At 66.1% G+C, this 23095-nt stretch carries 22 protein-coding genes; 13 read left to right on the top strand and 9 right to left on the bottom strand.

Going from position 1 to position 23095, the window contains the following annotated elements; translation table 11 throughout:
* Window positions 1-63: 63 nt before the first annotated feature.
* Window positions 64-954 (top strand): zinc-binding dehydrogenase, encoded by an 891-nt coding sequence (locus ACWEQQ_RS18720; RefSeq protein ID WP_452349054.1) that lies wholly within the window; start codon window positions 64-66, stop codon window positions 952-954.
* Between the two features lie 6 nt (window positions 955-960).
* On the opposite strand, the gene ACWEQQ_RS18715 is transcribed toward ACWEQQ_RS18720, so the two are convergent.
* Window positions 961-1707, bottom strand: a complete 747-nt coding sequence (locus ACWEQQ_RS18715) for an SDR family NAD(P)-dependent oxidoreductase (RefSeq protein ID WP_452349053.1) — start codon at window positions 1705-1707, stop codon at window positions 961-963.
* A gap of 203 nt (window positions 1708-1910) precedes the next feature.
* Here ACWEQQ_RS18715 and ACWEQQ_RS18710 point away from each other — a divergent pair, with 203 nt between their 5' ends.
* The 8 genes from ACWEQQ_RS18710 to ACWEQQ_RS18675 all read left to right on the top strand — a co-directional run bounded on the left by ACWEQQ_RS18710 (window position 1911) and on the right by ACWEQQ_RS18675 (window position 9429).
* Window positions 1911-3206, top strand: a complete 1296-nt coding sequence (locus ACWEQQ_RS18710; protein WP_452339595.1) for a beta-ketoacyl-[acyl-carrier-protein] synthase family protein — start codon at window positions 1911-1913, stop codon at window positions 3204-3206.
* Window positions 3203-4429: a ketosynthase chain-length factor gene (locus ACWEQQ_RS18705; protein WP_452349052.1), complete on the top strand. Its 1227-nt coding sequence runs from the start codon at window positions 3203-3205 to the stop codon at window positions 4427-4429. Before ACWEQQ_RS18710 ends, ACWEQQ_RS18705 begins: the two co-directional genes overlap by 4 nt.
* Before the next feature lie 64 nt (window positions 4430-4493).
* The gene (locus ACWEQQ_RS18700; RefSeq protein ID WP_452349051.1) at window positions 4494-4787 is read left to right on the top strand and encodes an acyl carrier protein; all 294 of its coding nucleotides are present in this window, start codon (window positions 4494-4496) and stop codon (window positions 4785-4787) included.
* On the top strand, window positions 4784-5557 hold the full coding sequence (locus ACWEQQ_RS18695) for an SDR family NAD(P)-dependent oxidoreductase (protein ID WP_452349050.1): 774 nt from the start codon (window positions 4784-4786) through the stop codon (window positions 5555-5557). The genes ACWEQQ_RS18700 and ACWEQQ_RS18695 overlap by 4 nt, the downstream gene beginning before the upstream one ends.
* Window positions 5558-5585: 28 nt before the next feature.
* Window positions 5586-6539, top strand: coding sequence for an aromatase/cyclase (locus ACWEQQ_RS18690; RefSeq protein ID WP_452349049.1), 954 nt, complete (start codon window positions 5586-5588; stop codon window positions 6537-6539).
* Window positions 6526-6972 carry a nuclear transport factor 2 family protein gene (locus ACWEQQ_RS18685; RefSeq protein ID WP_452349048.1) on the top strand — a complete coding sequence of 149 codons (447 nt, stop codon included), beginning with the start codon at window positions 6526-6528 and terminating at the stop codon, window positions 6970-6972. The genes ACWEQQ_RS18690 and ACWEQQ_RS18685 overlap by 14 nt, the downstream gene beginning before the upstream one ends.
* 11 nt (window positions 6973-6983) lie before the next feature.
* On the top strand, window positions 6984-7697 hold the full coding sequence (locus ACWEQQ_RS18680; RefSeq protein ID WP_452349047.1) for a hypothetical protein: 714 nt from the start codon (window positions 6984-6986) through the stop codon (window positions 7695-7697).
* Window positions 7698-8022: 325 nt separating this feature from the next.
* Window positions 8023-9429 carry an alpha/beta hydrolase domain-containing protein gene (locus ACWEQQ_RS18675; RefSeq protein ID WP_452349046.1) on the top strand — a complete coding sequence of 469 codons (1407 nt, stop codon included), beginning with the start codon at window positions 8023-8025 and terminating at the stop codon, window positions 9427-9429.
* Between the two features lie 110 nt (window positions 9430-9539).
* Here the strand turns inward: ACWEQQ_RS18675 and ACWEQQ_RS18670 are convergent, their stop codons facing one another.
* From ACWEQQ_RS18670 to ACWEQQ_RS18645, 6 genes are all read right to left on the bottom strand, one after another.
* Window positions 9540-10322 carry an SDR family NAD(P)-dependent oxidoreductase gene (locus ACWEQQ_RS18670; protein WP_452349045.1) on the bottom strand — a complete coding sequence of 261 codons (783 nt, stop codon included), beginning with the start codon at window positions 10320-10322 and terminating at the stop codon, window positions 9540-9542.
* A 288-nt stretch (window positions 10323-10610) separates the two neighbouring features.
* Entirely contained in the window at window positions 10611-11984 is a 1374-nt protein-coding gene (locus tag ACWEQQ_RS18665) for a cytochrome P450 (protein ID WP_452349044.1), read from the bottom strand.
* A gap of 63 nt (window positions 11985-12047) precedes the next feature.
* The gene (locus tag ACWEQQ_RS18660) at window positions 12048-13523 is read right to left on the bottom strand and encodes a DHA2 family efflux MFS transporter permease subunit (RefSeq protein WP_452349043.1); all 1476 of its coding nucleotides are present in this window, start codon (window positions 13521-13523) and stop codon (window positions 12048-12050) included.
* 62 nt (window positions 13524-13585) lie between these two features.
* Window positions 13586-14671, bottom strand: coding sequence for a cytochrome P450 (locus ACWEQQ_RS18655; protein WP_452349042.1), 1086 nt, complete (start codon window positions 14669-14671; stop codon window positions 13586-13588).
* Window positions 14672-14673: 2 nt separating this feature from the next.
* Window positions 14674-15150, bottom strand: a complete 477-nt coding sequence (locus ACWEQQ_RS18650; protein WP_452349041.1) for a nitroreductase/quinone reductase family protein — start codon at window positions 15148-15150, stop codon at window positions 14674-14676.
* 11 nt (window positions 15151-15161) lie between these two features.
* Window positions 15162-15998: a cytochrome P450 gene (locus tag ACWEQQ_RS18645; RefSeq protein WP_452349040.1), complete on the bottom strand. Its 837-nt coding sequence runs from the start codon at window positions 15996-15998 to the stop codon at window positions 15162-15164.
* Here ACWEQQ_RS18645 and ACWEQQ_RS18640 point away from each other — a divergent pair.
* A complete protein-coding gene (locus ACWEQQ_RS18640; protein WP_452349039.1) occupies window positions 15997-16173 on the top strand; it encodes a hypothetical protein in 177 nt (58 codons plus the stop codon). The two genes, ACWEQQ_RS18645 and ACWEQQ_RS18640, sit on opposite strands and share 2 nt — an antisense overlap.
* Window positions 16174-16389: 216 nt before the next feature.
* Here ACWEQQ_RS18640 and ACWEQQ_RS18635 read toward each other — a convergent pair whose 3' ends face one another.
* Window positions 16390-17535 (bottom strand): MBL fold metallo-hydrolase, encoded by a 1146-nt coding sequence (locus ACWEQQ_RS18635; RefSeq protein WP_452349038.1) that lies wholly within the window; start codon window positions 17533-17535, stop codon window positions 16390-16392.
* A gap of 457 nt (window positions 17536-17992) precedes the next feature.
* Here ACWEQQ_RS18635 and ACWEQQ_RS18630 point away from each other — a divergent pair, with 457 nt between their 5' ends.
* From ACWEQQ_RS18630 to ACWEQQ_RS18620, 3 genes are read left to right on the top strand one after another with little or no spacing between them, the layout of a single operon-like run.
* Entirely contained in the window at window positions 17993-18901 is a 909-nt protein-coding gene (locus ACWEQQ_RS18630; protein WP_452349037.1) for a hypothetical protein, read from the top strand.
* A 6-nt stretch (window positions 18902-18907) separates the two neighbouring features.
* Window positions 18908-20092: an acyl-CoA dehydrogenase family protein gene (locus ACWEQQ_RS18625; protein WP_452349036.1), complete on the top strand. Its 1185-nt coding sequence runs from the start codon at window positions 18908-18910 to the stop codon at window positions 20090-20092.
* 9 nt (window positions 20093-20101) lie between these two features.
* Complete coding sequence (locus ACWEQQ_RS18620) at window positions 20102-21199, top strand: acyl-CoA dehydrogenase family protein (RefSeq protein WP_452349035.1); 1098 nt, start codon at window positions 20102-20104, stop codon at window positions 21197-21199.
* A 279-nt stretch (window positions 21200-21478) separates the two neighbouring features.
* Here the strand turns inward: ACWEQQ_RS18620 and mdlC are convergent, their stop codons facing one another.
* On the bottom strand, window positions 21479-23089 hold the full coding sequence (gene mdlC, locus ACWEQQ_RS18615) for a benzoylformate decarboxylase (protein ID WP_452349034.1): 1611 nt from the start codon (window positions 23087-23089) through the stop codon (window positions 21479-21481).
* Window positions 23090-23095: the final 6 nt, after the last annotated feature.

Raw genomic sequence — 23095 nt, 5'->3', positions numbered from 1 at the left:
GGCAGTCGTTTTGCTGGATCGCGTGAATACGCGAGACAGGACGGGTGTGCGATGAGAGCGGTAGTGACCACCGGCGACCGGCAGACGCCGACGCGGCTGATCGAGGTCGACGAGCCGACGCCGGGGCCCGGTGAGGTGCTGGTCCGAGTGCGGGCCATCGGGATCAACCGGGGTGAGCTGACTCGAGCGGAGCGACTTCCGGCTGGATCCCGGCTCGGCTGGGACATTCTCGGCACGATCGAGGACGCCGACGCGGACGGGCCGGCGCACTCGCGGGCCGTCGTCGCGCTCGCGCGCGGCGACGGGTGGGCCGATCGGGTCGCCGTGCCGCGCCGCGACGTCGCGGTCATCGACGACCCCGGCGCGGCCGTCGATCTCGCCGCACTGCCCGTGGCCGGGTTGACCGCGCTCGCGGCCATCCGACGAGCCGGGCCGATCATCGGCAGGACCGTGCTGGTCACCGGAACGAGCGGCGGCGTCGGTGGGGTGCTGGCGCAGCTCGCGCACGCTGCCGGGGCCGAGGTGCTGTCGGTCCGGCACCGGTTCACCGGCGCCGGACTCGATGTCGTCTCTCCCGAAGGCGAACCGACCGCACCGCGGCCGGTCGACGTCGTGTTCGACAGCGTCGGCGGACCGACGCTGCAGGCGGCGTTCGAGCTGCTGAAACCGCGAGGCGTGCTGGTGAGTTTCGGCAATACCGTCCGCGCGCCGCTCGAGCTGCCGGTCGATTGGGGACATCGGCGGCCCGGGGTGAGTCTGAGCTATGTGAACCTGTTCGACGAACTCGACGCCGGGACCGGGGCCGCCGACGATCTGCTCTGGCTCGGACGACGCTGGGCCGCAGGGGATTTGAGCCTCGCCGTGAACCGAACCGGGCCGCTGGACACGCTCGACGACACACTGTCCGCGCTCCGGGAGCGGACCTTTCACGGCAAGGCGGTCCTGCACTGGTAGCAGGCCTCAGAACGCGAGGCCGCCGTTCACCTCGAGCACATGGCCGTTGACGTAGTCCGAGTCCGGACCCGCAAGGAACCGGGCCACACCGGCGATCTCCTCGGCCCGCCCCGGCCTACCCGCCGCGATGGTCGGTAGGTACCGGTCCCACACCGGTGGATTCGCGATGAGATCGCGCCCCATCCCCTCGTCGATGAAACCGGGAGACAGGGCGTTCACCAAGATGGATTGCGGCGCAAGCTCTATCGCCGCAATGCGAACCAGGGTCTCGATGGCCGCCTTGCTGATCGAGTACGCGCCCGCTCCCGGCGCGATCCGCTGCGCCAGGGCCGACGACAGGGCGATGAACCGGGCGGACCCGGAGTCGGCCAGATAGGGCACCGCCGCCTGCAGGGTGAGAAACGTTCCGACGACATTGGTTTCGAGCACCGTGGTGAAATTCGCGGGCGGCGTGACCGCCAAGGGGCCGGGGCGGCTCACGCCGGCGTTCGCGAACACCACATCGACACCGCCGAGCCTGCTGCCGGCCTCGGCGAAGGCCGCCGACAGCTGCACGGCGTCGGTGACATCCGCTGTCACGGCGCTCCCGGCGGGATGCTCCTGAATCCACTGTGTCGCAGTCGATTCCCTGCCGACGATCACTACGCGCGCGCCGTGGCGGAGCAGATCCTCGGCCACCACTCGGCCCAGCCCGCGGCCACCCCCGGTGATCACGATGCGGCGTTCGGCCAGACCATTCGGCTGCACAGTCATTACTTCTCCTCCAGGTGGACAGTCGTCGCTCGACTGTGCCCACACCCGCCCGACAACCGCCTACAGGATCGCTGGAGCAGTCGATTCCAGTGGTCCTCCAGCATTCGTCGGCGTCGCCTCCAGCAGCCGATGCGAGTGTCGACGCCACTGACACGAAGTCGTGGCGATCGCCAGCAGTTGTTCCGAACTCGAAAGGATGGAACATGGCATACGTTGGGGCGCAAGCAAAGACAACAAAGACGCACGGACCGCGCCGGGTCGCGATCACGGGAATCGGCATACTGGCCCCCGGAGCGGTCGGCACCGGCCAGTTCTGGGACCTGCTCACCGCGGGCCGCACCGCCACCCGCCGGATCAGCTCGTTCGACACCGGCGGCTACCGGTCCCGGATCGCGGGCGAGATCGACTTCCGGCCCTACGACCACGGATTGAGCCGGCGCGAGGAGCGGGCCTGGGATCGGGTCACCCAGTTCGCGGTCACCACCGCCCGGGAAGCATTGCAGGACAGTGGATTCGATCTCGGCCGTGTGGACCCCGCGCGGATCGGCATCAGCATCGGCAGTGCGGTCGGGTGCACGACGGGCCTGGAGCGCGAGTACTCCCTGGTCAGCGATCAGGGCCGGGAATGGCTGGTGGACCCGGCCTGGGCGGTGGCGCAGCTCTTCGACTACCTGGTGCCCAGTTCCATTGCCGCGGAACTGGCTTGGACGATCGGCGCCGAAGGACCCACCTCGGTGGTCTCCACCGGTTGCACGTCCGGGCTGGACGCGGTCGGCCACGGCGCCGATCTGATCCGCGAGGGCGCCGCCGATATCGTCGTGACCGGCGCCAGCGAGGCCCCGATCTCACCGATCACGGTGGCCTGCTTCGATGCCATCAAGGCCACCAGCCCCAACAACGACGACCCGGAACACGCGTCGCGTCCGTTCGACCGGGATCGGGACGGCTTCGTCCTCGGCGAGGGTTCCGCGACCCTGATCCTCGAGGACTGGGACCGGGCCCGCGCCCGAGGCGCGCACATCTACGCCGAGTTCGCCGGATTCGCCACGCGCGGCAATGCCTTTCACATGACCGGCCTGCGGCCCGACGGAGTGGAGATGGCCGAGGCCATCGGCGCCGCGCTGAACCAGGCCCGGGTGGACCCCACCGCGGTCGACTACGTCAACGCCCACGGCTCCGGAACCAAACAGAACGATCTGCACGAGACCGCCGCGGTGAAAAGGGCGCTGGCCGATCATGCCCGGCGCGTTCCCATGAGCTCCATCAAGTCCATGATCGGGCATTCGCTCGGCGCCGTCGGCTCCCTCGAGCTGGCCGCCTCGGCGCTGGCCATCGACACCGACGTCATCCCGCCGACCGCCAACCTGCACAACCCGGGCCCCGGCTGCGATCTCGACTACGTGCCGCTGACCGCGCGCGGCCAGCGCACCGACACCGTGCTGAGCGTCGGCAGCGGATTCGGCGGATTCCAGAGTGCCGCAGTGCTGGTCGCGCCATGACCGGACTCGCGGCCACGGTGGAGCCCGCCGTCACCGGCATCGGCGTTCACGCGCCGACCGGAGTCACCGTGGCGGACTACTGGCGCAACACCCTCGCGGGGCGCTCGGCGATCGACCGGATCACCCGCTTCGATCCCAGTCCGTACACCGCCACCCTGGCCGGGGAGATTCGCGACTTCGACCCCTCGCCGCTGTCCGGCCGCCTGCTTCCGCAAACCGACATTTCCACCCGGCACGCCCTGGTGTCCTCCGACGCCGCGCTGCGCGACGCCGGCATCACCCCGGACGACCGGGACGACTTCGAACTCGGAGTGGTCACCGCCAGCACCAGCGGCGGCTTCGAGTTCGGGCAGAAGGAGCTGCAGAAACTATGGGCCCAGGGCAGTCGCCATGTCAGCGGGTATCAGTCTTTCGCCTGGTTCTACGCCGTGAACACCGGGCAGCTCGCGATCAGGCACGGCGCGCGCGGACCCTCGAGTGTCGTGGTGGCCGACCAGGCGGGCAGCCTCGACGCGGTCGGTAAGGCCCGCCGGCTGGTGCGCGCGGGCACCCCGCTGGTGCTCACCGGCGGTTTCGATTCCGTACTCTCGCCGTGGGGCTGGCTGGCCACACTCGCCGCGGGCAATGTCAGCACGAGCACCGACCCGAAACGGGCCTACCAGCCATTCGCCGACACCGCCGAGGGTTTCGTACCCGGCGAAGGCGGCGCCTTGACCGTCCTCGAACATCCGGACCGGGCACGCGACCGCGGTGCGCGCGTCTACGCCCACATCAGCGGGTATGCCAGCGGATTCGATCCTCGGCCCGGCTCACCGCGGCCACCGGCGCTGGCCCGGATCATCCGGGCCGCGCTCGCCGACGCCCGCGTTGTGCCCGGCGAGATCGGGGTGGTGTTCGCCGACGCGGCCGGAGTCCGCGAACAGGACGATCACGAAATCGCCGCGCTCGACACGGTATTCGGCGCGAACAGGGTCCCGGTGACCGCCCCCAAGACCGGGACCGGACGACTGTTCGCGGGCGGCGGGGCGCTCGATATCGCCGCGGCCGCCCTCACGCTGGACAGCCGCACCATCCCGCCCACCCCCGGCCTCGAGCACTATCCCTGTCCCACCCGCCTGGACCTGGTCCGGGAGCCGCGTGAGCTGACCACGCCGGCCGCGCTGGTGCTCGCCCGCGGTGGGCGCGGGTTCACCTCGGCGGTGGTCCTGCGCGGCGTCCGATGAAAACCCCACTCCCCCAACAGCACCCGACCGAGAAGGGAGGCACATGGTGTCTGCCAACCCAGCCGTGACCACCGATCAGCTGCGCGAGGTACTGCAGCGGGTCGCCGGCGAAGACGAGACCATCGACCTGAGCGGAGACATCACCGATCGCTCATTCGAGGACCTGGGATACGACTCCCTCGCGGTCCTGGAACTGTCCAACCAAATTGAAATCCGTTACGGGATAACGCTTCTCGACAGTTCGGTAGTCGACGCCGTGACCGTTCGAGACTTTCTCGAGCTGGTCAACACCACCCTCACGGAGGGCGCCGGCCAGGACGCCGGTGCCTCCGATCCATCCTCAGGAGCACTCGCATGAGCAAGCACGCCATTGTCACCGGCGCCACCAGCGGAATCGGCCTCGAGATCGCCCGCACGCTGGGCCTGGCCGGATATCAGGTCTTCATCAACGCCCGCGATGCGGGCAGGGTCAAGAGCACGGTCGAGGAGCTGAGCGCCGAAGGCATCACCATCGACGGCATCGCCGCCGATGTCCGATCGACCGACGACGTGCGGGCCTTCGTCGCGGCGGCGGTCGCGCGGTTCGGACCGGTCACGGTGCTGGTCAACAACGCGGGCCGCAACGGCGGCGGCGTCACCCGGGACATCGACGACTCGCTGTGGCAGGACGTGCTCGACATCAACCTGAGCGGAACCTTCCGGGTGACGCGAGAAGTGTTGTCGCACGGAGGAATTCTCGACGCACAGGACGGCCGCATCATCAATATCGCCTCGACGGGCGGCAAGCAGGGCGTGGTGCTCGGCGCGCCCTATTCCGCGTCGAAACACGGCGTCATCGGATTCACCAAGGCACTCGGACTGGAACTGGCCAAGACCGGGGTGACGGTGAACGCCGTTTGCCCAGGATACGTCGAAACCCCACTGGCCGAACGGGTCCGGCGCGGCTACGCCGAGGTGTGGAACACCACCGAGGCCGCCGTGCTCGAGAAGTTCGAGGCCAAGATCCCGCTGGGGCGATATTCGACTCCGCTGGAGGTCGCGGGACTGGTCGGCTATCTCACCACGCCCGCCGCCGCGCCGATCACCGCGCAGGCCATCAATGTCTGTGGCGGACTGGGCAACTACTGAGCCACCGAGAGATCAGGAGGTGGCTCGGATGAGCCTCCATCACACCGAACACACCATCACGATCGCAGCGCCGGCCCAGGTCGTGCACGACGCGCTGCGCTCGGTCGTCGACTGGCCCGACATCTTTCCCCCGACCATCCACGCCGAGACCCTCGAGCACGACGCCTCCGGCGACCACATCCAGCTGTGGGCCACCGCGAACGAGTCGCTGAAGACCTGGACCTCGCGCCGCACCTTCCACCCCGAACAGCGCCGGATCACCTTCCGGCAGGTGGTCTCCGCTCCCCCGGTCGCCGCCATGATCGGGGAATGGGTGGTGCAGGAGATCGACGCCGACAGCAGCCGAGTCCTGTTGCTGCACAGCTTTTCTCCCGACGACAGCGCGGGAGCTCGGGAATGGATCGAGGCCGCGGTCGACACCAACTCGACCCGGGAGCTCGAATCGCTCAAGTCCGCGGCCGAGGCGCTGGCCCGGCGACCCGAGGCCACCGTCACCTTCGCGGACTCGCTGTGGATCGACGCCGAACCGGCGCGGGTCCGGGAATTCATCGACCGCGCTGACCTGTGGGCGGAGCGACTCGCCCACGTCGACGCCGTCACTCTCACCGAACCGGTACCCGGACACCAGTTTCTGAGCCTGGACACCCGGACACCGGACGGCGACGTCCACACCACCGCCTCGTGGCGCGTGGTCCTCGACTCCGGCGACATCGTCTACAAGCAGACTCGGCTGCCCGCGCTGCTCTCCCTGCACCGCGGTCGCTGGAATTTCACACCGCGCGACGGGGGGACGCTCGCGACCTCCGAGCACACCGTCGCCCTCATCACCGAGGCGATCCCCTCGATCCTCGGCACGGGCAAGACCCTCGCCGATGCCACGGCCTTCATTCGAAACGCCCTGGGCCGCAATTCCCTGTCCACCCTCGAGAACGCGAAGAAATGGGCCGAATCCACCGAACGGGGCTCCGATGTCCGACGCTGACCGCACCCGACAGCTCTATGTCGACCTCCAGCAGTTCTATGCCGCGCACCTGCGCCTGCTCGACGACGGGCGCGTCGACGAATGGGCGGCCGAGTTCGAACCCGACGGGCTGTTGATCCATCCGCAGCGGGCCGCCACCCACACGGGGCGGGCCGAGATCGCCGACGGGCTGCGCCGCACCGCGGAGCGACTCCGCGCCGCGGGCCTCGTGCGCCGCCATTGGCTGGGCAACCTGACCATCGAAAACGACGGCGCGGCAACAGGAATCATCCGCACCCGCTTCTACTCCCTGGTCGTCGAAGCCGGCCCCGGGCAGTCGCCGCGGCTGCACCTGAGCACCGATATCCGCGATCACCTCGTTCCGCACGGCACCTCATGGCTGGTCCGCGAACGCAGCATCACCCACGACCCCATCCTCACCACCCCGAATTGAAAGTCATCCTCTTGCACAAGAACATCGGCCTCGCCCTGCTCACGGCCACCGCCCTGACCGCCCTACCCGCCGCCGCACACGCCGACTCCGGCGCCACACAAGCGGATTCCGGCACCACCGGCCGAGTCGACTACACCGCCGTCCGCACCGACAGCGCGCTGACCATCACCACCGACGCCGGCTCCCTGGTGAACGACCACGGCACCTTCAAGATCGAAGCCGCCGACGGCACCACCCTTGCCGGCACCGAATTATCCTTCCGCGTAGACGATTTCGTCTTTCCCATCACCGCCGACATCACAAACCGCACCGCCGTCCTCACCCCCCGCTTCGACCTCGACCACGCGGTCTACCAACCCGTCGCCCTCCCCTACGAGAACCAGGCGCCCTGGAAGAACGAATACGACCGCGAACAAGCCGCCTGGGCCCGGCTCGGCACCACCCTCGTCACCGGCGCCGCCATCGGCACCCTGGTAGGTGGCCTGGGCGGTGCCGCCGTCGGCTGCCTCCTGGGCGGCGCAGCAGGCGCAGCCGCCGCCTCCGCCACCATCGTCGGCCTCTTCGGCCCTTTCCTCCCCGCCGCCGCCGTCGGCTGCATCGGCGGCATCGCCGCCATCGCCCCCCTCGGCACCGTAGCCGGCCTGCTCCTCGTCACCGCCCCGGTAGCCATCCTCGCCGCCGCCCAATACTTCACCACGGTCAATTCCCCTTTCCAGGGGCATTGATCCGACCCGGCGATTTGCCACATGGAACGGCCGCTTACCTGCCCATTTCGGTCGACGTGAATCACGTCCTGCACAGGTAGGCGGTGACCAATCCAAGGCGGCAACAGCACAGATGCTCCTTGGTTCCCACGACGAGCGGATGGCGACCGGCGAGTTCGCCTGGGGGACACCGACCCCGTCCGGATCGACAATCCGGACGGGGTCTTCGCCGTCCATCCGCAGGGATGGGGTCGACGCTCGCGTGGGATCCGGGTGACCTGCCGGGCGCTGTATCGGCGAACGTCCGGCAATTGCCGAAAAACCAAGCACTTGTTAGGGTTTCGAGATGGAACTCTCTGGTCCGGTGGCTGGTCCGTTCAGCCTGATCTCGACGTTCTTCTCACTGCCCGATGTCGGTTACGTCGCCGAGGAGTACTTCCTGTCCGGCACGGCCGCGTCCTACCGCCTGACCGGCTCGGCCGGTAATGACGGGCAGTGGGCGACCGAGCCGGGCAGGGTCGCACCGTTCACGACCAGACTCGTGGTGTACCGGCCGATCGAAGGCTACCGCGGAACCGCTGTCGTGGAGTGGCTCAACGCGTCCTCCGGTGCGGATACGCCGCCGATCTGGCTGCTGGCACACCGGCATCTCATCCGTGCCCGGATGGCCTGGATCGGGGTTTCCGCGCAGTACGCGCCGATTCACGGCGGCGGCGGCATGGCAGAGAGGGACGACACCTGGAACTCGGTCCGGAGGCCGCCGCTGAAGCAGTCGGATCCGGTGCGGTACGCCGATCTGTCGCATCCTGGCGACGCCTATTGCTACGACATTTACCGGCAGGCGGGAGAACTGGTTCGCAGGCTGGTGCCAGGGACCCAGCAGGTGCTCGCGGCCGGGCAGTCGCAATCCGCGGCCATGCTCGTGACGTATGTGAATGCCATTGCGCCGCACGGCTCGCCCTACGACGCGTACCTCATCGACGGGCGGCCCGGCCGCCCTGCCACGCTGACCGGCCGGGTGGGAGCCGTTGCACTGAACGGAGGTACGCGAGTGCGCGCGGATTCGACCGCGCCGGTGCTCGCACTCCAGACCGAGACCGATGTGGTCGGCTTCATGCGTTCGATCGACTCCCGCCAGCCCGACTCCGACTATTTCCGGCTCTGGGAGCTGGCCGGCGCCGCGCACGTGGACTCCTACAGCGTGGGAGCATCTTTCACCGACTCGGGCACCTTGACGGCAGCGGAACTGGCCGAGCGGATGGCGCCTCGCCGCAATCCACTGGGCGTCGACTTCCCCGAGCCGATCAATTCCGGGCCACAGCATCACTACGTCCTGCAGCGAGCAATCGCCGCGCTGTCGGAGTGGGCCGATGGCGGACCTGCTCCCGCGCGCGCCGATCGGCTCAGCGTGTCTGCCGGGGAACTGGTGCTGGACGTACATGGCAACGCGCTGGGCGGCGTCCGCACACCGTGGCTGGACGTACCGTTGGCGGTGCTGTCCGGGCTCGGACAGGAGGGCGGCGGCCCGGCGATCATGTTCGGCTGCACGCGACCGCTCCCAGGCCCCACTCCGGACAACTACCTCGAGGCATTTCGAGCGGCAACCGGCGGGGCGGTGGCGGCAGGTTTCCTGCTGGCCGAGGACGTACCGGAAATCCTTGCCATGGCAGTCGCAAATCAAGCGCTGAGCAACCAAGGACGCATCCCGCCAGCCACTACCGACCAAGTTGGTGGTCAGGGCGCGAGAACTTGAGGCGTCGGTGATCTCGAACCTGATGCTCGCGTCGTCTCTCTGGTTGACGACGAAGTTGTTGAAACCGAGCGGAACCAAAGGGTCAACGCGCAAGAAGCGGGTGATTGGTCTCAGGTGTGGGTGGCACCGTCGATGCGGATCTCTGTGCCGCTGATGAAGCGGCCGTCATCGGAGACCAGCATGGCGATGACACCGGCGACATTCTCTGGACCTGCCAACTCTTTCGGATTGTCCTGCGGGACAACGGCAGCCAGGCGGCCGAAAAGCGACCAGTCGGAGTCCTTCGGGAGGTAGCCGGGGGTGGCGTCGGTGATGCCGGACTTGATGCCGCCGGGCGCGACACTCACCGCGCGCAGACCCTGCTTGCCGTATTCGAGAGCCAGAGTGTGGGTGAGGCTCTGGATGCCGCCCTTGCTGGCGGAGTACGCGGCCATATACGGGTGCGCGAAGCTCGCCGAGGTGGAGCTGAAGTTGACGATCGTGCTGCAGGAGTTGGCGAGCAGGGCCGGCAGGGCCTCGCGGATCACCAGGAACGTGCCGGTCAGGTTCACGTTCATGATCTGGTTCCACAGCTCCAGCGACGTCTCATGGGTATGGCCGGCGCGAAGGATGCCCGCGGCATTGACGAGAGCGTCCAGGCCACCGAGGAATTCGACAGCGCTCTCGACCCCCGCGATGACCTCGGTCTCGTTGGCGACGTTCATCTCGAGCGTGGTGAACCTGGCATCGACGCCCGCTTCGGCGGCTTGCTTGCGAGTCAGCGCCAGCCCCTCGGCACCGAGGCCGGCGCCGACGACGACCGCGCCCTCGGACAACAGGCGAAGGACTGTGGCCTGGCCGATACCGGATCCGGCACCGGTCACCAAGATGCGGCGCCGCTCGAGACGGTTCATGGGGACCTCTTCTTCGTCCTATGGCCTGTTTTTGGCACAAAATGCCGAAAATAGCCAATCGTGCAAGGAAATTCTCGAGGTGGGTGAAGTGTACCCATCCCACCTGTTCGCCGAAAAATGCTACGCCGCAACGACGTTCGACCCGATCCACGCGGCCGCGTGGATCGGGTCGCGAACCTTCTGCCGGCACTTCGCCAGCCGACAGCGGCGTACCGCCGGCGCACACCGCCGAGGACCTGGAACCCCGGCGGCAGTCCGCGCTCATTGCGCTACAACCAGCTCCGTCGATCAGCGATTCTTGATCTGCACAGGCAACCCATCCACCATCGAGGTGATGATGCGCATCCGATGCCGGGGTTCCCAGCCCGCGCGGAGTTGGAATGTGTACCGCTGCAATATCGCTGCCAACGCTGCAACGGCTTCGATGTTGGCGATACGGAAGCCGATGCATTTTCGCGGACCGAGGTTGAACGGGAGGTAGGCGCTCTTGTTGATCTTGTCCGTGAGGAAGCGGGTCGGATCGAACTTGTCCGGTTCGTTCCAGAATCGCGGATCGCGATGGATTCCGTACGGGGAGAACAACACTCGCGTGCCTTTGGGAACGAAGTATCCGCCAATTTCGTCGTCCTCGATCGCGGTGCGGACGTTGGCCATCGCCGACTGGATGCGCTGCCCCTCATCGAAGCATGCCTTGAGGTACGAGAGACGCTCCACGCTTGCGTATTCGATCGGCGCGCCGGCCAGCGAGTCGACCTCCTCGACCGCGCGCGCGAGCGCCGACGGGTGGCGAAGCAGCAGAGCGAGAGTCCATGCTGTGGCTTCGGTCGTCGTTTCGAATCCGGCGAAAATCATGCCGCTCACCTCTGAGAGGAGCTTGGCGTGTTGCAGATGCGGGCATTCCTCGGCGCTGATCTCCAACATCGCGTCCAGGAGATCCGGCTCTGCGCCGGGACCATCCGCTCGCCGCTGCGCGATATACCGCTCGAGATCGGAGTGCACGGCGGCGAGTCCGGCTTGTCCCCGTCGCTGGAAAGGGCGCGGCAGAAAGGCCGGGAGATCGTGCATCATCGCGCGATTGGCGGCGTAGCGGCTGTAATCCCGTGCAGACCGAATGTAGCTGTCCAATTCATCGGTCGCCATGGTCACCCCGAATACCGCGCGCATCAACCCGTCCATGACGACGGTGCCGAGTTCATGCTCGAGATCGACCCACTCCGCGGTATCGACGTACTTCGCCCACGCATCGACGCGGGCGGTGACCCCCGCGATCAGCTTGGGGGCGACTCGCTCCAACGCCTGCCCCGTGAAGTGTGGGTTGAGCGGTCGGCGGACCCGTTTCCATTCCTCGCCCTCCAGGAACGCCAACGGCAGCGGTTGACCGTCCATGAGTTCCTCGTAGGACTCGCCTTTGACGTAACGATGGTGGTGCCGGACCAGGATGTGGTCGATGTGATCCGGGTGGCTGACCAATGTCATCGGTGGTGCGTCGCGCCCCGGTACCGGCAAGGTGACCACGTCGCCGTAGCGGCGCGCCACTTCGGGCATGATCGCGTACGTCTCCCGACGCATGGCCACACCCAATTTCAACAGAGTGCCCAAACTTGGTCCCGGCGGCCGATTTTGGGCTGTTGGCCGCTGGGCGACCGATGAACCTCTACTCATCCCTGTCCTCAATTCACGATGATCAAGATCTTGTGTTCAGTTCCGACGCTTGTAAGACACGCACTAGTCGGCCACGCCGACTCCGGCCTTCTTGCCCGCAGCCGGAGTTGGCGCGGCAGAGGGCAGATCGGCGGAGACGAAGAACGCCGCAGCGATGGCGCAGACCACCAGCAGACCGACAGAGAGGTAGAGCGAATCGGACAGTGCCGAACTGTAGGGTGCTTTGACAAATTCGGGGAGATGGCCGCCCGCGCCGGACGAGCCACCGCCGGGCAGCGCATGTGCCGCCATGCGCGCGGCGAGCAGTGCGGCAATGCATGCGCTGCCGAGTGCCGAACCGAGCTGGCGGGTGGTGGCGTAGATGCCCGCCGCCGCCCCCATCTGCTCCAGCGGCAGGCTCCGCATCGTGGCCGCGGGCAGCGGTGCCCAGATGAAAGCGCTGCCGACACCGCAGACCACCGATGTCACGACCAACATCGGGATGGACCCGTGCGGGTTCGCGAGGGCGAGGAACCACCACACCCCGGCCGCGTACGCTACGAAGCCGAACATCAACAGATACCGCGGCGGCACCTTGTCCGACAGCCTGCCGACCACCGGCGACAACAAGGCGGACAGCAGTGCCAGCGGGGAGCCGACCAACGCGGCCTTGGTCGGGGACAGCTCGCGAACAACTTGCAGGTAGAAGAACGACGGCACCATCTGCGCGGTGGTTGCCGCGGTCAGCCCGCTGGTGGCGATATTGCCGAGCGAGAAATTGCGGTTCCGGAACACGCTCAGCGGTATCAGCGGCTCGATCTTGTTGCGGCCCTGGTTCACCAGGAACAGCGCGAGCACGGCCAGGCCGCCGAGGATCAGGCCCCAGACCCAGCCTGCCCAATGGTGATCGTTGCCCTCCTGGATGCCGATCACCAACGCGGTCATGCCGATCGCGACCATCACCATGCCCGGGATGTCGAATCGGTGCTTGCTGGTCGGAAGCACCGGAACCAGCCGCGCGCCCAACACCAACGCGATCACCCCGATCGGCAGGTTGACATAGAAGATCCACTGCCAGCCACCGCTGTCCACGAGCGCACCGCCGAACACCGGGCCGACCAGCGCCGCCACGCCGGCGACACCGCCCCACACGCCCATGGCCGCACCGCGCTTGTCCCACGGAAAGATTCGGCCGATCACCGCCATCGTCTGCGGCGCGATCAAGGCCGCGCCGAGGCCCTGAACCGCCCGGGCGGCGATCAGCGAATCGATGCTGCCCGCGAGGCCGCACCACAGCGAGGCCAGCGTGAAGACCGAAAGTCCCGCCAGATACAGATATTTCGGCCCGAACCGATCGCCGAGCCGGCCGGTGATGAGCAGCGGCACCGCGAAGGTGAGCAGGTACGCGCTGGTCACCCAGATGACCTTGGACAAGTCGGTGTGCAGGCCGGACATGATCGCCGGATTCGCCACCGCGACGATGGTCATGTCCAGCAGGATCATGAAGTAGCCCACGCACAGCGCACCCAGCGCCGCCCACGGGTTGCGTTCGGTTGACACAATTGACCTTTCTTTGTTCTGTTCCTTGTTCCGAGCAGTGCTGAGCGGTGCGGTGCGGCGGGCTACCAGGTCACGGGCAGCTCGACCAATTCGGCGGCCAGCATGTTCTCCTGGCGGCGCAATTCGGCAGCCGGAACCGCGAGCCGCATATTGGGGAACCGAGATATCAACTGGGAGAACACTTCCTGAAGCTCGATCCGCGCCAGCGGTGCACCGATGCAGTAGCGCAGGCCGTGTCCGAACGTCAGGTGCGCGGACGACCGGCGGGTCACATCGAATCGTTCCGGCTCCGGAAACGCCTCCGGGTCGAGGTTGGCGGCGCTGACATCCATGAGCACGAGATCGCCCTGACACACCGTGGCACCGTCGACCTCCATGTCGGTGCGCGCGTAGCGGGGCAGCTCGGGGCTGGCCTGGCACGGTATCCGTAACAGTTCCTCGATCGCGCTCGGCACCAGAGCGGGTTCGGCGACGAGCCGATGCCATCGATCCGGGGTGTCGAGGAGCGTCAACATCCCGTTGCTGATGGCGTTGACCGTCGTCTCGTGGCCGGCGAACAGCAGTGCCATCGCCAGCGCGGCCGCCTCCGCGGCATGCACTCCCGGGGTCGTCGCCAGCCGGGAGATGACATCGTCGCCGGGGTCCGCGCGCTTCGTGGCGACGAGTTCACACGAGTACGTGAACAGTGCGGACTGCCCCTGCTGGGCCCGTTCGTTGTCGCGAATGTCCCACGCCTGCTGTGTCCACACCCGGAACCGCTCGCGATCTTCCAAAGGCACGCCCAGCAATTCACACAGGACGAGGATCGGCAATGGCACCGACACCGCGGCGTGCAGATCCAACGGCAACGCCTGATCTGCGAGCGTGTCCAGCAACTCGCTTGTGAGCGCACTGATGCGGGGACGCAGTGTACGCATGGCCCTGGCGGAGAATTGTGGCTGCAACAGCGATCGCATCCGGGCGTGATCGGCGACCTCGGTCTCGAAATTGCCTACCGGCCCGAACAGCGCGACATCGCTGACCCGGGCCGCGGTCTCCGGCGTCGGATGGGCTCGGCCCAGCCGCTCATCGCAGAGCAGGCTGCGCACTTCGGCGTGACCGGTCGCGATCCATGCAGGATCGCCCATGGCGGTGTGTGTCTTGTACATGTCTACCCTTGCTGAATTTCCGGCAATCGAATAATCGGGATGCGGCGCTCACAGCGCTCCTGATAGACCCGGTAGAAATCGCGATCCGTCGTCACCGCCTCCCAGATCCGCGTGTACTCGACCCCGTCGACGACTTCCGGAACGGATCGGTATTCGCTATCACGCAGGCGCACAAGGACATTCGGGTTGACGTTGGTATCGGCAAGGTTCAAAAACCATGCCGGATGCTGGGGCGAGCCGACGAGTGAAGCGATGACGACCCGGCATCCATCGTGGTCTCGCCAGAACGGCAAGGCGGCCTTGCGTATCTCTCCGGTCTTGCGACCGACGGTGTGCAGGAGCAGGAAGTCCATCGCGGAGCTGATCCACACCTCCGGCGCGGTGGAGTTTTCCATCGCCGCGACATGCTGGCGGCTGATGGCCACCAATTCGTCGCGAGTGGGTTCGATGAACGGATTGTTTCGTTGACTGGTGCGCACGGGAATGCCTTCTATGCGAGAGATACCGGGAGTTCGGCCAATTGCCAGACCGCTGAGCCACTGGGCCAGCGAATGCCCTCGGGCGACACCGCGAGCTGCAGTGTGGGGTACTCGCGGAATATGGTGCTCAGCCCCACTTCCAGTTCCACCTTCGCCACCTGGGAGCCCAGGCAGTAGCTGGTCCCGTATCCGAAGGTCAGATGCTGCTTCTGGGAGCGCCCGAATACGATCTGATCAGGGTCTTCGAAGACGAGACCGTCACGGTTCGCGGCTCCTGTCGAGGGCATCACGTAATCACCGGCCGCCATGTCCATCCCGCCGAGGCTGATGGGCTCCCGGACCAGCCAGGGAATAGCTTCGCCGCCGCCGAGTGAAATCGTTCGGAGCAGCTCTTCGACCGCGCCCGGAATACGATCCGGATTCTCCTGCAAGGCGCTCCACAGATCGGGACGGATCAAGAGCTGGAACACCATCTTGCTCAACATGTGGGCGGTGGACTCGAATCCGGCGATAATCAGGCCGAACACGATCGTGACAACGTCCAGGTAGCTCAATCCGTCATGGCGGATGAAGTCCGAGACCACATCGTCCCCGAGGTTCTCGCCGCGCGCGGTGACCAATTCCATGACATATCGGCCCATGTCCTTCACGGCCGACTCGGCGTTCGCTTCCGCATTCGGAACGAAGTCGTCGGCCAGGAGAGCGCAGACCCATCCGATCAAGTTCGCGTCGTCCTCGGTGGGAATGCGTAGCAGCTCCCCGAGGACTCGAATGGAATAGGGCTTCGCCACGTCCGCCACGTAGTCGATGCCGACCCCTTCCCGCAGCGGGGAAAGCCGTTCGGTCATGATCGATTCAGCGCTGGAACGGATCGATCCCATTCGCCTGTTCAATTCCGCGGTGACGATCCTGCGCACCTTGAGGTGCACAGCGTCGTCCATCGTCGCGAGTCCTCCCGCGAAGAGCGGGCTCGCGGTGATTCGCGGCGCGTTTCCGGAACGGCTGAAAATCTTGCTGGAGTAGACGGTCCGGACGTCGTCGTATCTCGTCACCAGCCAGCATTGGCCGCCGTGCGGATATTCGAGCCGCACGGGCTGGTCCTGTTCGAGTGCGTCATCCAGTACCGGGTCCAAACCCAATGATCGCGCCCCGTCCGTGGGATAGCGATGAATTGGGCACCCGACAGCCAATCGATCCATGGTGAATCCCCCATTTATTTATGATGCGTGCGAAAGGCGCTCAGCCTTTGGCTACGAATTTCATCGGCTGATCGCTCGCCCCTAGCGATTTGGCATTGCCGTGGTTGACCAGATAGGTCAGGTGCGCGGAGCACTCCGACAGGGCCAACGGCCAGGAAATGGGCGGAATATCCGCCCATTTGACGGCCCAGGTCATTGCCACCGCGATATCCCAGAGGGTCCGCGGCTCACCATCGGACAGAACCTGCCGCACGTCGTCGAGCCGCAGCCGGTGGTGCACGGCCAGTTCTTCTATTCTGCGTGGCCAGTCGATGTCGACGACCTCGTGGGCCGGATAGATCGAGAAGCCGTCACCCGCCAGGGTTCGAAGCTTCTCCAGTGATTCCAGATAGCGGTTCAGTAGATCGTGCTCGTCGACCGGGAACACGAATTCCCCGACATGCGGGCTGGTCTTGGACAGCACATGGTCGCCGGTGAACACCGCCCGCTGCCGCTCGAGGATCGCGCCCATGTGGCCACCGGTGTGGCCCGGCAGCCACAGTGCGGTGAGACCGCCGGCCGCAGGCGTGATGACATCACCGTCACCGAGCTTGCGGTCCACCTCGGCCGACATGTACGCCATCGAGAAACTTCCCCCGCCTTGCCGGTAGGCCTCCAGCGCCGGCGTCGGCGCTCCGGCCGCCGCGAGATTGTTCAATTCCCACGACAAATGGGCTTCCGCCGATTCCTGGCTGCGTAGCTGATCCATGAGATCGGCGTCGATCTCGTGCATCGCGACCCACGCATCGGATTCGGCTTTCACCCGTCCGGCGAGGCCGGAATGATCGGGGTGGTGGTGAGTCAGAACTATTCCTTCTGTCTCACTAATTTCCCGGCCCAGCGCGGCCAGGCCGTCGGAGAGGGCCTGCCATGCCGTGTCGTCATCCCATCCGGCATCGATGAGAATATGCCCCCGCGTGCCTTCCAGTACATATACGCGGGTTGAAATTACGGGTAGCGACATTACTGGGACTTCGATAACTCCGATGAGTCCAGGGAGATCTGTCAGCGTGTTCCTCGCGGATACTTCATTGTCGCGCTGTTGATCTGAAGTCATTTCCCCAACCTTCTTCCGACCGCCCCGAATCTCATGGCACCCGACGAGTGGGTGATGAATCCATGTCCCGCAAGCAGTCTTACATGACAACCGATCATGGTCAAGCGTTTGCTTGGTTCGTCAATAGTGTTGCAGGACAACGTTGTTGACACAGATTCTGCGATTTCGCAAGCCGACAGGATTGACATAGATTTCGCGATTTCGCAAGCCGACGGAGTTGACATAGATTTCGCGACTTCGCAAGCGGGGAGACGCGTCCGGCGCCGTGATCTTCGCCCCATCGGGGCCGCGCGCCACCCAGCCGGCCGACGTTCCTATTACCCACTGTCGCAACTACTTTGGTCGCCTGGTCGCGTTGCGAGGTGGGGGAACATGCCTTACCGTGGGAACGTGCCCCACTCCGGTGACACGGGCATTCTCCTTCTGGGCGGGTCTCGCCCAAAGGGTGGGGATTCTTTCAGCACACGAGTCGGTCATGTACCGGCCTTCGGGAATTTCGCCATACGTCGGCGTTTCGTGGACTTCATTCATTCAAGGGGGACGTTGCATGACCATCGCGTACTTACTCGGCGGACAAATTCCGCTGGAGAAGACATTCGTCACCGACTTCTGCGTTCGATTCCCCGCTGTCCGTGAGGTATTCGAGCAGGCCGCGGACCGGACCGGCTTGGACGCGTCCGATCTGATCGCCGGTGCGTTCGACGGAGAAGGCGAGCTCGTCCAGAGCTTCGGTGCGGTGCGCCAGGCGGCGCTGATCATCGGCATGCACGACGTGCTGGCTGAAAGCGGCATCCGGCCGGATGCCATCGGCGGGCTCAGCCTCGGCGGTTTGGTGAGCGCCTGTCTCGCAGGCGGACTCGATCGACAGCAACTGTTCGAGATGCTGCACTACCAACGCCTCATTCCCGAGGTGCCGGCCGACTCGCCACCGCAGGGGATGGCGGTGGCCGCCCTGGCGGAAGGTGACGAGATCGAGAAGTACATCGGCCCCGTCCGGCCCGGGATCTACCTGGCCGCGGACTACGACGTCGTGCCCGGCGGCGACAAACGGGTTCTCGTGCTCTCCGGATATCGAGCGGAGTTGACCGCTCTCGCGGCCGAGCAACCGCGTCGGATCCGCATGCTCGAGGAGTACGTCGGCGCCTTCCACAGCCCGCTGGTGCAGCACGTCGCGGACTTCATGGCGAAGCATGTGTCCGGGATGACCTTCTACGATCCGAAGATCACCCTTTGCTCACCCCACCAGACCGGCGTCATCCAGACCGCCGACGAGGTTCGCGAGTTCTTCCTCACCAACTATCTCAACCCGGTCGGCGTCCGCTTTCTCCTGGACGAAGTCAACCGATTCGGCGCGGAGTCGGCCATCGGGCTGGGACCCGGGATGCCCCAGCGCCTCGTCGCCGAGCCACTCATATTGACCTCTGTCCTCACCGCGGACGACCTGGCCAACTTCTGAGGATCTATGGACATCAATTTCACTGCGGCACAACAACAGTTGCGAGCCGGACTCCGAGAGTACTTCGCCACCCTGATGACCGACGAGCGGCGCGAGGCGATCGCGGGCGGCCCCCAGGGCGAATACGGTCCCGGCGACGCCTTCAAGGAGATCGTCCGCCGGCTGGGCCGCGACGGATACCTCGTGATGGGATGGCCGAAGGAATACGGCGGTCAAGGCCTTTCGATGATCGACCAGATGATCTTCACCGAGGAAGCTGCCGTCGCCGGAGTGCCGATACCGTTTCTGACGGTCAACACGGTCGGCCCCACGATCATGCGTTTCGGCACCGAAGAGCAGAAAGCCTTCTTCCTGCCGAAGATCGCCGCGGGCGAATTGCACTTCTCCATCGGCTATTCCGAGCCCGAGGCCGGCACCGACCTCGCCTCGCTGCGGACTCGGGCGGTGCCCGACGGCGACGACTACATCATCAACGGCCAGAAGATGTGGACCTCGCTGGTCGAGTACGCCGACTACATCTGGCTCGCGACGCGCACCGACCCCGATGTCGCGAAGCACAAGGGTCTGAGCGTGTTCATCGTGCCGACCACGGCCGATGGCTTCTCCTGGACCAAGGTGCACACGATGGCGGGCGCGGGCACCAGCGCCACTTACTACTCCGACGTCCGCGTTCCCGCAACGTCGATGGTGGGCGGGCTCAACCGGGGCTGGAACCTGATCACCAACCAGCTCAACCACGAGCGGGTGGCCCTCTCGATCGCCGCACCGATGCAAGAGGCACTGCGTCAGGTTCACGTATGGGCGCAGGACACCGAACTCGCCGACGGCTCACGGGTCATCGACCAGGAGTGGGTGCGGCTGCACCTGGCGCGGGTGCACGCCAATACCGAATATCAGAAGCTCCGCAGCTGGAAAATGGCCTCCGACGCCGATACCGGCGAACTGGCCCCCGCCGAAGCCTCCGCCACCAAGGTATTCGGAACCGAATTCGCCACCGAGGGGTACCGGCTGTTGATGGAAGTGCTGGGCGCGGATTCGATCGTGCGATTCGATTCGGCCGGCACCCTGCTGCGCGGGCGCGTCGAGCTGTACCACCGTGCGTCGCTGATCAATACCTTCGGCGGCGGCACCAATGAGGTGCAGCGCGACATCATCGCCGCGACCGCTCTCGGCCTGCCGGTCACTCGTTAAGGACATCACATGGATTTCACGCTCACCGAGGCGCAGCAAGACCTTGCCGGGCTCGCCAAGCAGATTCTCGGCGACTGGTCGGACAAGAACGACAACAGCGTACGATCCGCTTCCGGACTCCGCGACGCGCCCGGCTTCGACGCGGACCTGTGGCGCACGCTGGCCGGTGCCGGTCTGCTCGACGCGGCGCTGCCGAAGTCTGTGGGCGGCAGCGGATTCGGCGTACTCGAGCAGGCGTCGGTGCTGATCGAGATCGGCCGGACCCTCGCGCCCGCACCGTACTCGAGCAGCATCGCCGTCGGTGCCTCCGCGATTGCCGAGTTCGGTGACGACAGCCTGATCGAGCGCTACATCACGCCGGTGCTGCGCGGCGACGCGACCATCGCCGTCTCGGTCGGCGACGGCTCCACCAGCCGAGCCTCCTTGCGCTGCACCGAAACCGACGCCGGCTGGACGGTGAGCGGCAGCCGAACCGTCGTCACCGCAGGCGCTTTCGCCACCACTTTCCTGCTCGAGGCCACCACCGCCAACGGCCCGGCATTGGTGCTGATCGACCGTGCTGCCGCCGGACTCACCACGACCGCGCAGCGTCTCGTCGATACCGACGACGCCGCGTTGCTGGAGCTGGACAATGTTGCCACCATCGTGCTGAGCCGGGCGGCAGGTGTCGAGTGGGCGCGCCGCCGTGCGACCTTGGCGTGGTGCGCGTGGCAGCTCGGGGTGTTGGAGAAGGCATTGGCGCTGACCGCCGAATACGCCCGCACTCGTATGCAATTCGACAAGCCGATCGGCTCCTTCCAGGCGGTGCGGACGCGACTTGCCGACGCCTACATCGACGTCGAGGCCGTGCGGTTGACACTCTGGCAAGCCGCCGCCCGCGAGGCCGCGGGTCTGCCCGCCGAGCAAGAGATCGCTACCGCGAAATTCTGGACGGCAGAGGCGGGCCATCGGGTGGCGCACACCGCAGTTCATATTCACGGCGGTGTAGGCATCGACACCGACGGGCCGATGAACCGGTACTTCGTCGCGGCCAAACGCGCCGAATTCAGTCTCGGCGGCGCCACTGCCCAGCTCCGCGTCCTGGGCAATCTTCTAGGGCGCTGCTAATTGCGGTCGTCATCGACCAGTAGACCCGAGATCCAGCCTGATCCCACGACTGCGCTCAGGCCGCACGCCGTCGTTCCGCATCCAGGTTCGCTTGATAGCCGCCGCCGCTGGACGACACTCACACCGGGGCATACCAAGCGGTGATCGCCATGCCTACCCCCGTCGGCCGTCCGTTGTGGGAAATCGCGGCCGACTTCGAGACCGAGCTCAACGTGCGAGTGCAACAACCGGCCGACCTGGACGAGGTCGAGCCTGAGCGGAATCGGAATTGCCGATCGCTCAGAGTGTGGCCTTCTCGGGTTGGGTGGTCACCACGATGACCGTGGTGGTGCCGGATTCCAGCGCGAGGCGGAACTCCTTCTCGAGGTCTCCGGCGGAGGTGACGTCGACGGAATGGCAGCCCAATCCTCGTGCCACGGAGGCGATATCGAGACCGGGGAGGTCGAGTCCGGGGACACCCGGTGTCTGTTCCAGAGCGGCAAAGGATTTGAGGATGGAGTACTCGTGGTTGCGCATCACGACGTACACGATCGGCACCTTGTGTTGTACCGCGGTCCACAGCGATTGGACCGAGTACTGGAACGAGCCGTCCCCGATCAGACCGATCACCGGGCGCGTGACGCCACGGTCGCGGTCGCCCAGTGCGACACCGACCGCAGCCGGTGCGGCCCAGCCGATACCACCACTGGCAGTGGCGAACATCGAGTCCGGCTCCACGGCGGGCAGCCAAATGGCGTGCTGGGCCATGGTCGAGGTGGACTCGTTGACGAAGACGGCGTGTTCGGGACGGACTTCGCTGAGAGCCGCGTAGACCTCGGCAGGCGTGAGCGTCCCGTTCGACGTTTCCGGCAGCCTCCGGTCGCGCGGCATGGGCTTGGGCACCTCACGGCCGGCGCCGTCGCCCACCAGTTCGGTGAGAAGCTCGATCGACAGCCGGGCATCGCCGAGGAGGCTGTCCCCGACACGGGCGGCCGCGGCAATCCCCGGATCGTCGGTGATCTGCAGCAACTCGGTTCCGGCGGGCAGGATGTCGCCGGGTACGTAGGGGTAGTAGCGGAAGACCTCGGCCCCGATCACCACGACGAGATCGTGTCCGGCCAGCCGTTCGCCGATGGCCTTGACCGACATACCGACCAACCCCTGGAACAACGGGTGGTCCTCGGGGAAGGAGGCACGATCCGGAAGCGGAGGACTGTACACCGCAGCCCGCAACTTCTCCGCCAGCGCGATGCCGGCGTCCCACCCTCGGGCCCGGTCCACGTCGGGCCCGAGGATCAGGGCCGGCCGCCGACTCACCGTGATGCGCTCGGCGAAGCGCCGCAGCCGCTCCGGGTCGGGCGCGTAGGTCGTGCTGACATCCCGCAGTACCGCGGGCCCTTCCAGCGGCTGGTTCCAGTCGTCGAGCGGAATGGACAAGAAAACAGGTCCGGCAGGAGGCTGCACGGCCATCGCGTAGGCACGCATGAACGCTTCGGGCACGGCCTCGGCGCGTGCGGGCTCATAGGACCACTTCACCCACGGCCTCGGCATCGCCACCGCGTCGCGGTTACTCAGGTACGGGTCGCCGATCAACAGCTCGCGGTGCTGCTGACCGGCCACGACGATCAGCGGCGTGTGTCCGTGATAGGCCGCGACCAGGTTGCCGATGCTGTTGCCCAGCCCCGCCGAAGAGTGCAGGTTCACCAGCGCAGGACGCCGCGTGGTCTGGGCGAAGCCGTCCGCCATAGCGATGACAGACGCTTCCTGCAGCCCCAGAACGTAGGTGAAATCATCCGGGAAGTTCTTGAGAAATGTCTCCTCGGTCGAACCCGGATTACCGAAGATCGTTGTCAGGCGCAGCGACCTCAGCAAATCGTATGTGACGCTCTGTACGGACGATTTCGTGGCCATGATGAT

The sequence above is a fragment of the Nocardia sp. NPDC004123 genome, assembly GCF_053603795.1.
This window is presented reverse-complemented; position numbering and strand designations above follow the sequence as displayed.

Bases quoted from the DNA above. Each gene is read 5' to 3' on its own strand.
- ACWEQQ_RS18715 (WP_452349053.1), bottom strand. From the start codon at position 1,707: ATGACTGTGCAGCCGAATGGTCTGGCCGAACGCCGCATCGTGATCACC.
- ACWEQQ_RS18710 (WP_452339595.1), top strand. From the start codon at position 1,911: ATGGCATACGTTGGGGCGCAAGCAAAGACAACAAAGACGCACGGACCG.
- ACWEQQ_RS18705 (WP_452349052.1), top strand. From the start codon at position 3,203: ATGACCGGACTCGCGGCCACGGTGGAGCCCGCCGTCACCGGCATCGGC.
- ACWEQQ_RS18695 (WP_452349050.1), top strand. From the start codon at position 4,784: ATGAGCAAGCACGCCATTGTCACCGGCGCCACCAGCGGAATCGGCCTC.
- ACWEQQ_RS18690 (WP_452349049.1), top strand. From the start codon at position 5,586: ATGAGCCTCCATCACACCGAACACACCATCACGATCGCAGCGCCGGCC.
- ACWEQQ_RS18685 (WP_452349048.1), top strand. From the start codon at position 6,526: ATGTCCGACGCTGACCGCACCCGACAGCTCTATGTCGACCTCCAGCAG.
- ACWEQQ_RS18675 (WP_452349046.1), top strand. From the start codon at position 8,023: ATGGAACTCTCTGGTCCGGTGGCTGGTCCGTTCAGCCTGATCTCGACG.
- ACWEQQ_RS18670 (WP_452349045.1), bottom strand. From the start codon at position 10,322: ATGAACCGTCTCGAGCGGCGCCGCATCTTGGTGACCGGTGCCGGATCC.
- ACWEQQ_RS18665 (WP_452349044.1), bottom strand. From the start codon at position 11,984: ATGAGTAGAGGTTCATCGGTCGCCCAGCGGCCAACAGCCCAAAATCGG.
- ACWEQQ_RS18655 (WP_452349042.1), bottom strand. From the start codon at position 14,671: ATGTACAAGACACACACCGCCATGGGCGATCCTGCATGGATCGCGACC.
- ACWEQQ_RS18640 (WP_452349039.1), top strand. From the start codon at position 15,997: ATGATCGATTCAGCGCTGGAACGGATCGATCCCATTCGCCTGTTCAAT.
- ACWEQQ_RS18645 (WP_452349040.1), bottom strand. From the start codon at position 15,998: ATGACCGAACGGCTTTCCCCGCTGCGGGAAGGGGTCGGCATCGACTAC.
- ACWEQQ_RS18630 (WP_452349037.1), top strand. From the start codon at position 17,993: ATGACCATCGCGTACTTACTCGGCGGACAAATTCCGCTGGAGAAGACA.
- ACWEQQ_RS18625 (WP_452349036.1), top strand. From the start codon at position 18,908: ATGGACATCAATTTCACTGCGGCACAACAACAGTTGCGAGCCGGACTC.
- ACWEQQ_RS18620 (WP_452349035.1), top strand. From the start codon at position 20,102: ATGGATTTCACGCTCACCGAGGCGCAGCAAGACCTTGCCGGGCTCGCC.
- mdlC (WP_452349034.1), bottom strand. From the start codon at position 23,089: ATGGCCACGAAATCGTCCGTACAGAGCGTCACATACGATTTGCTGAGG.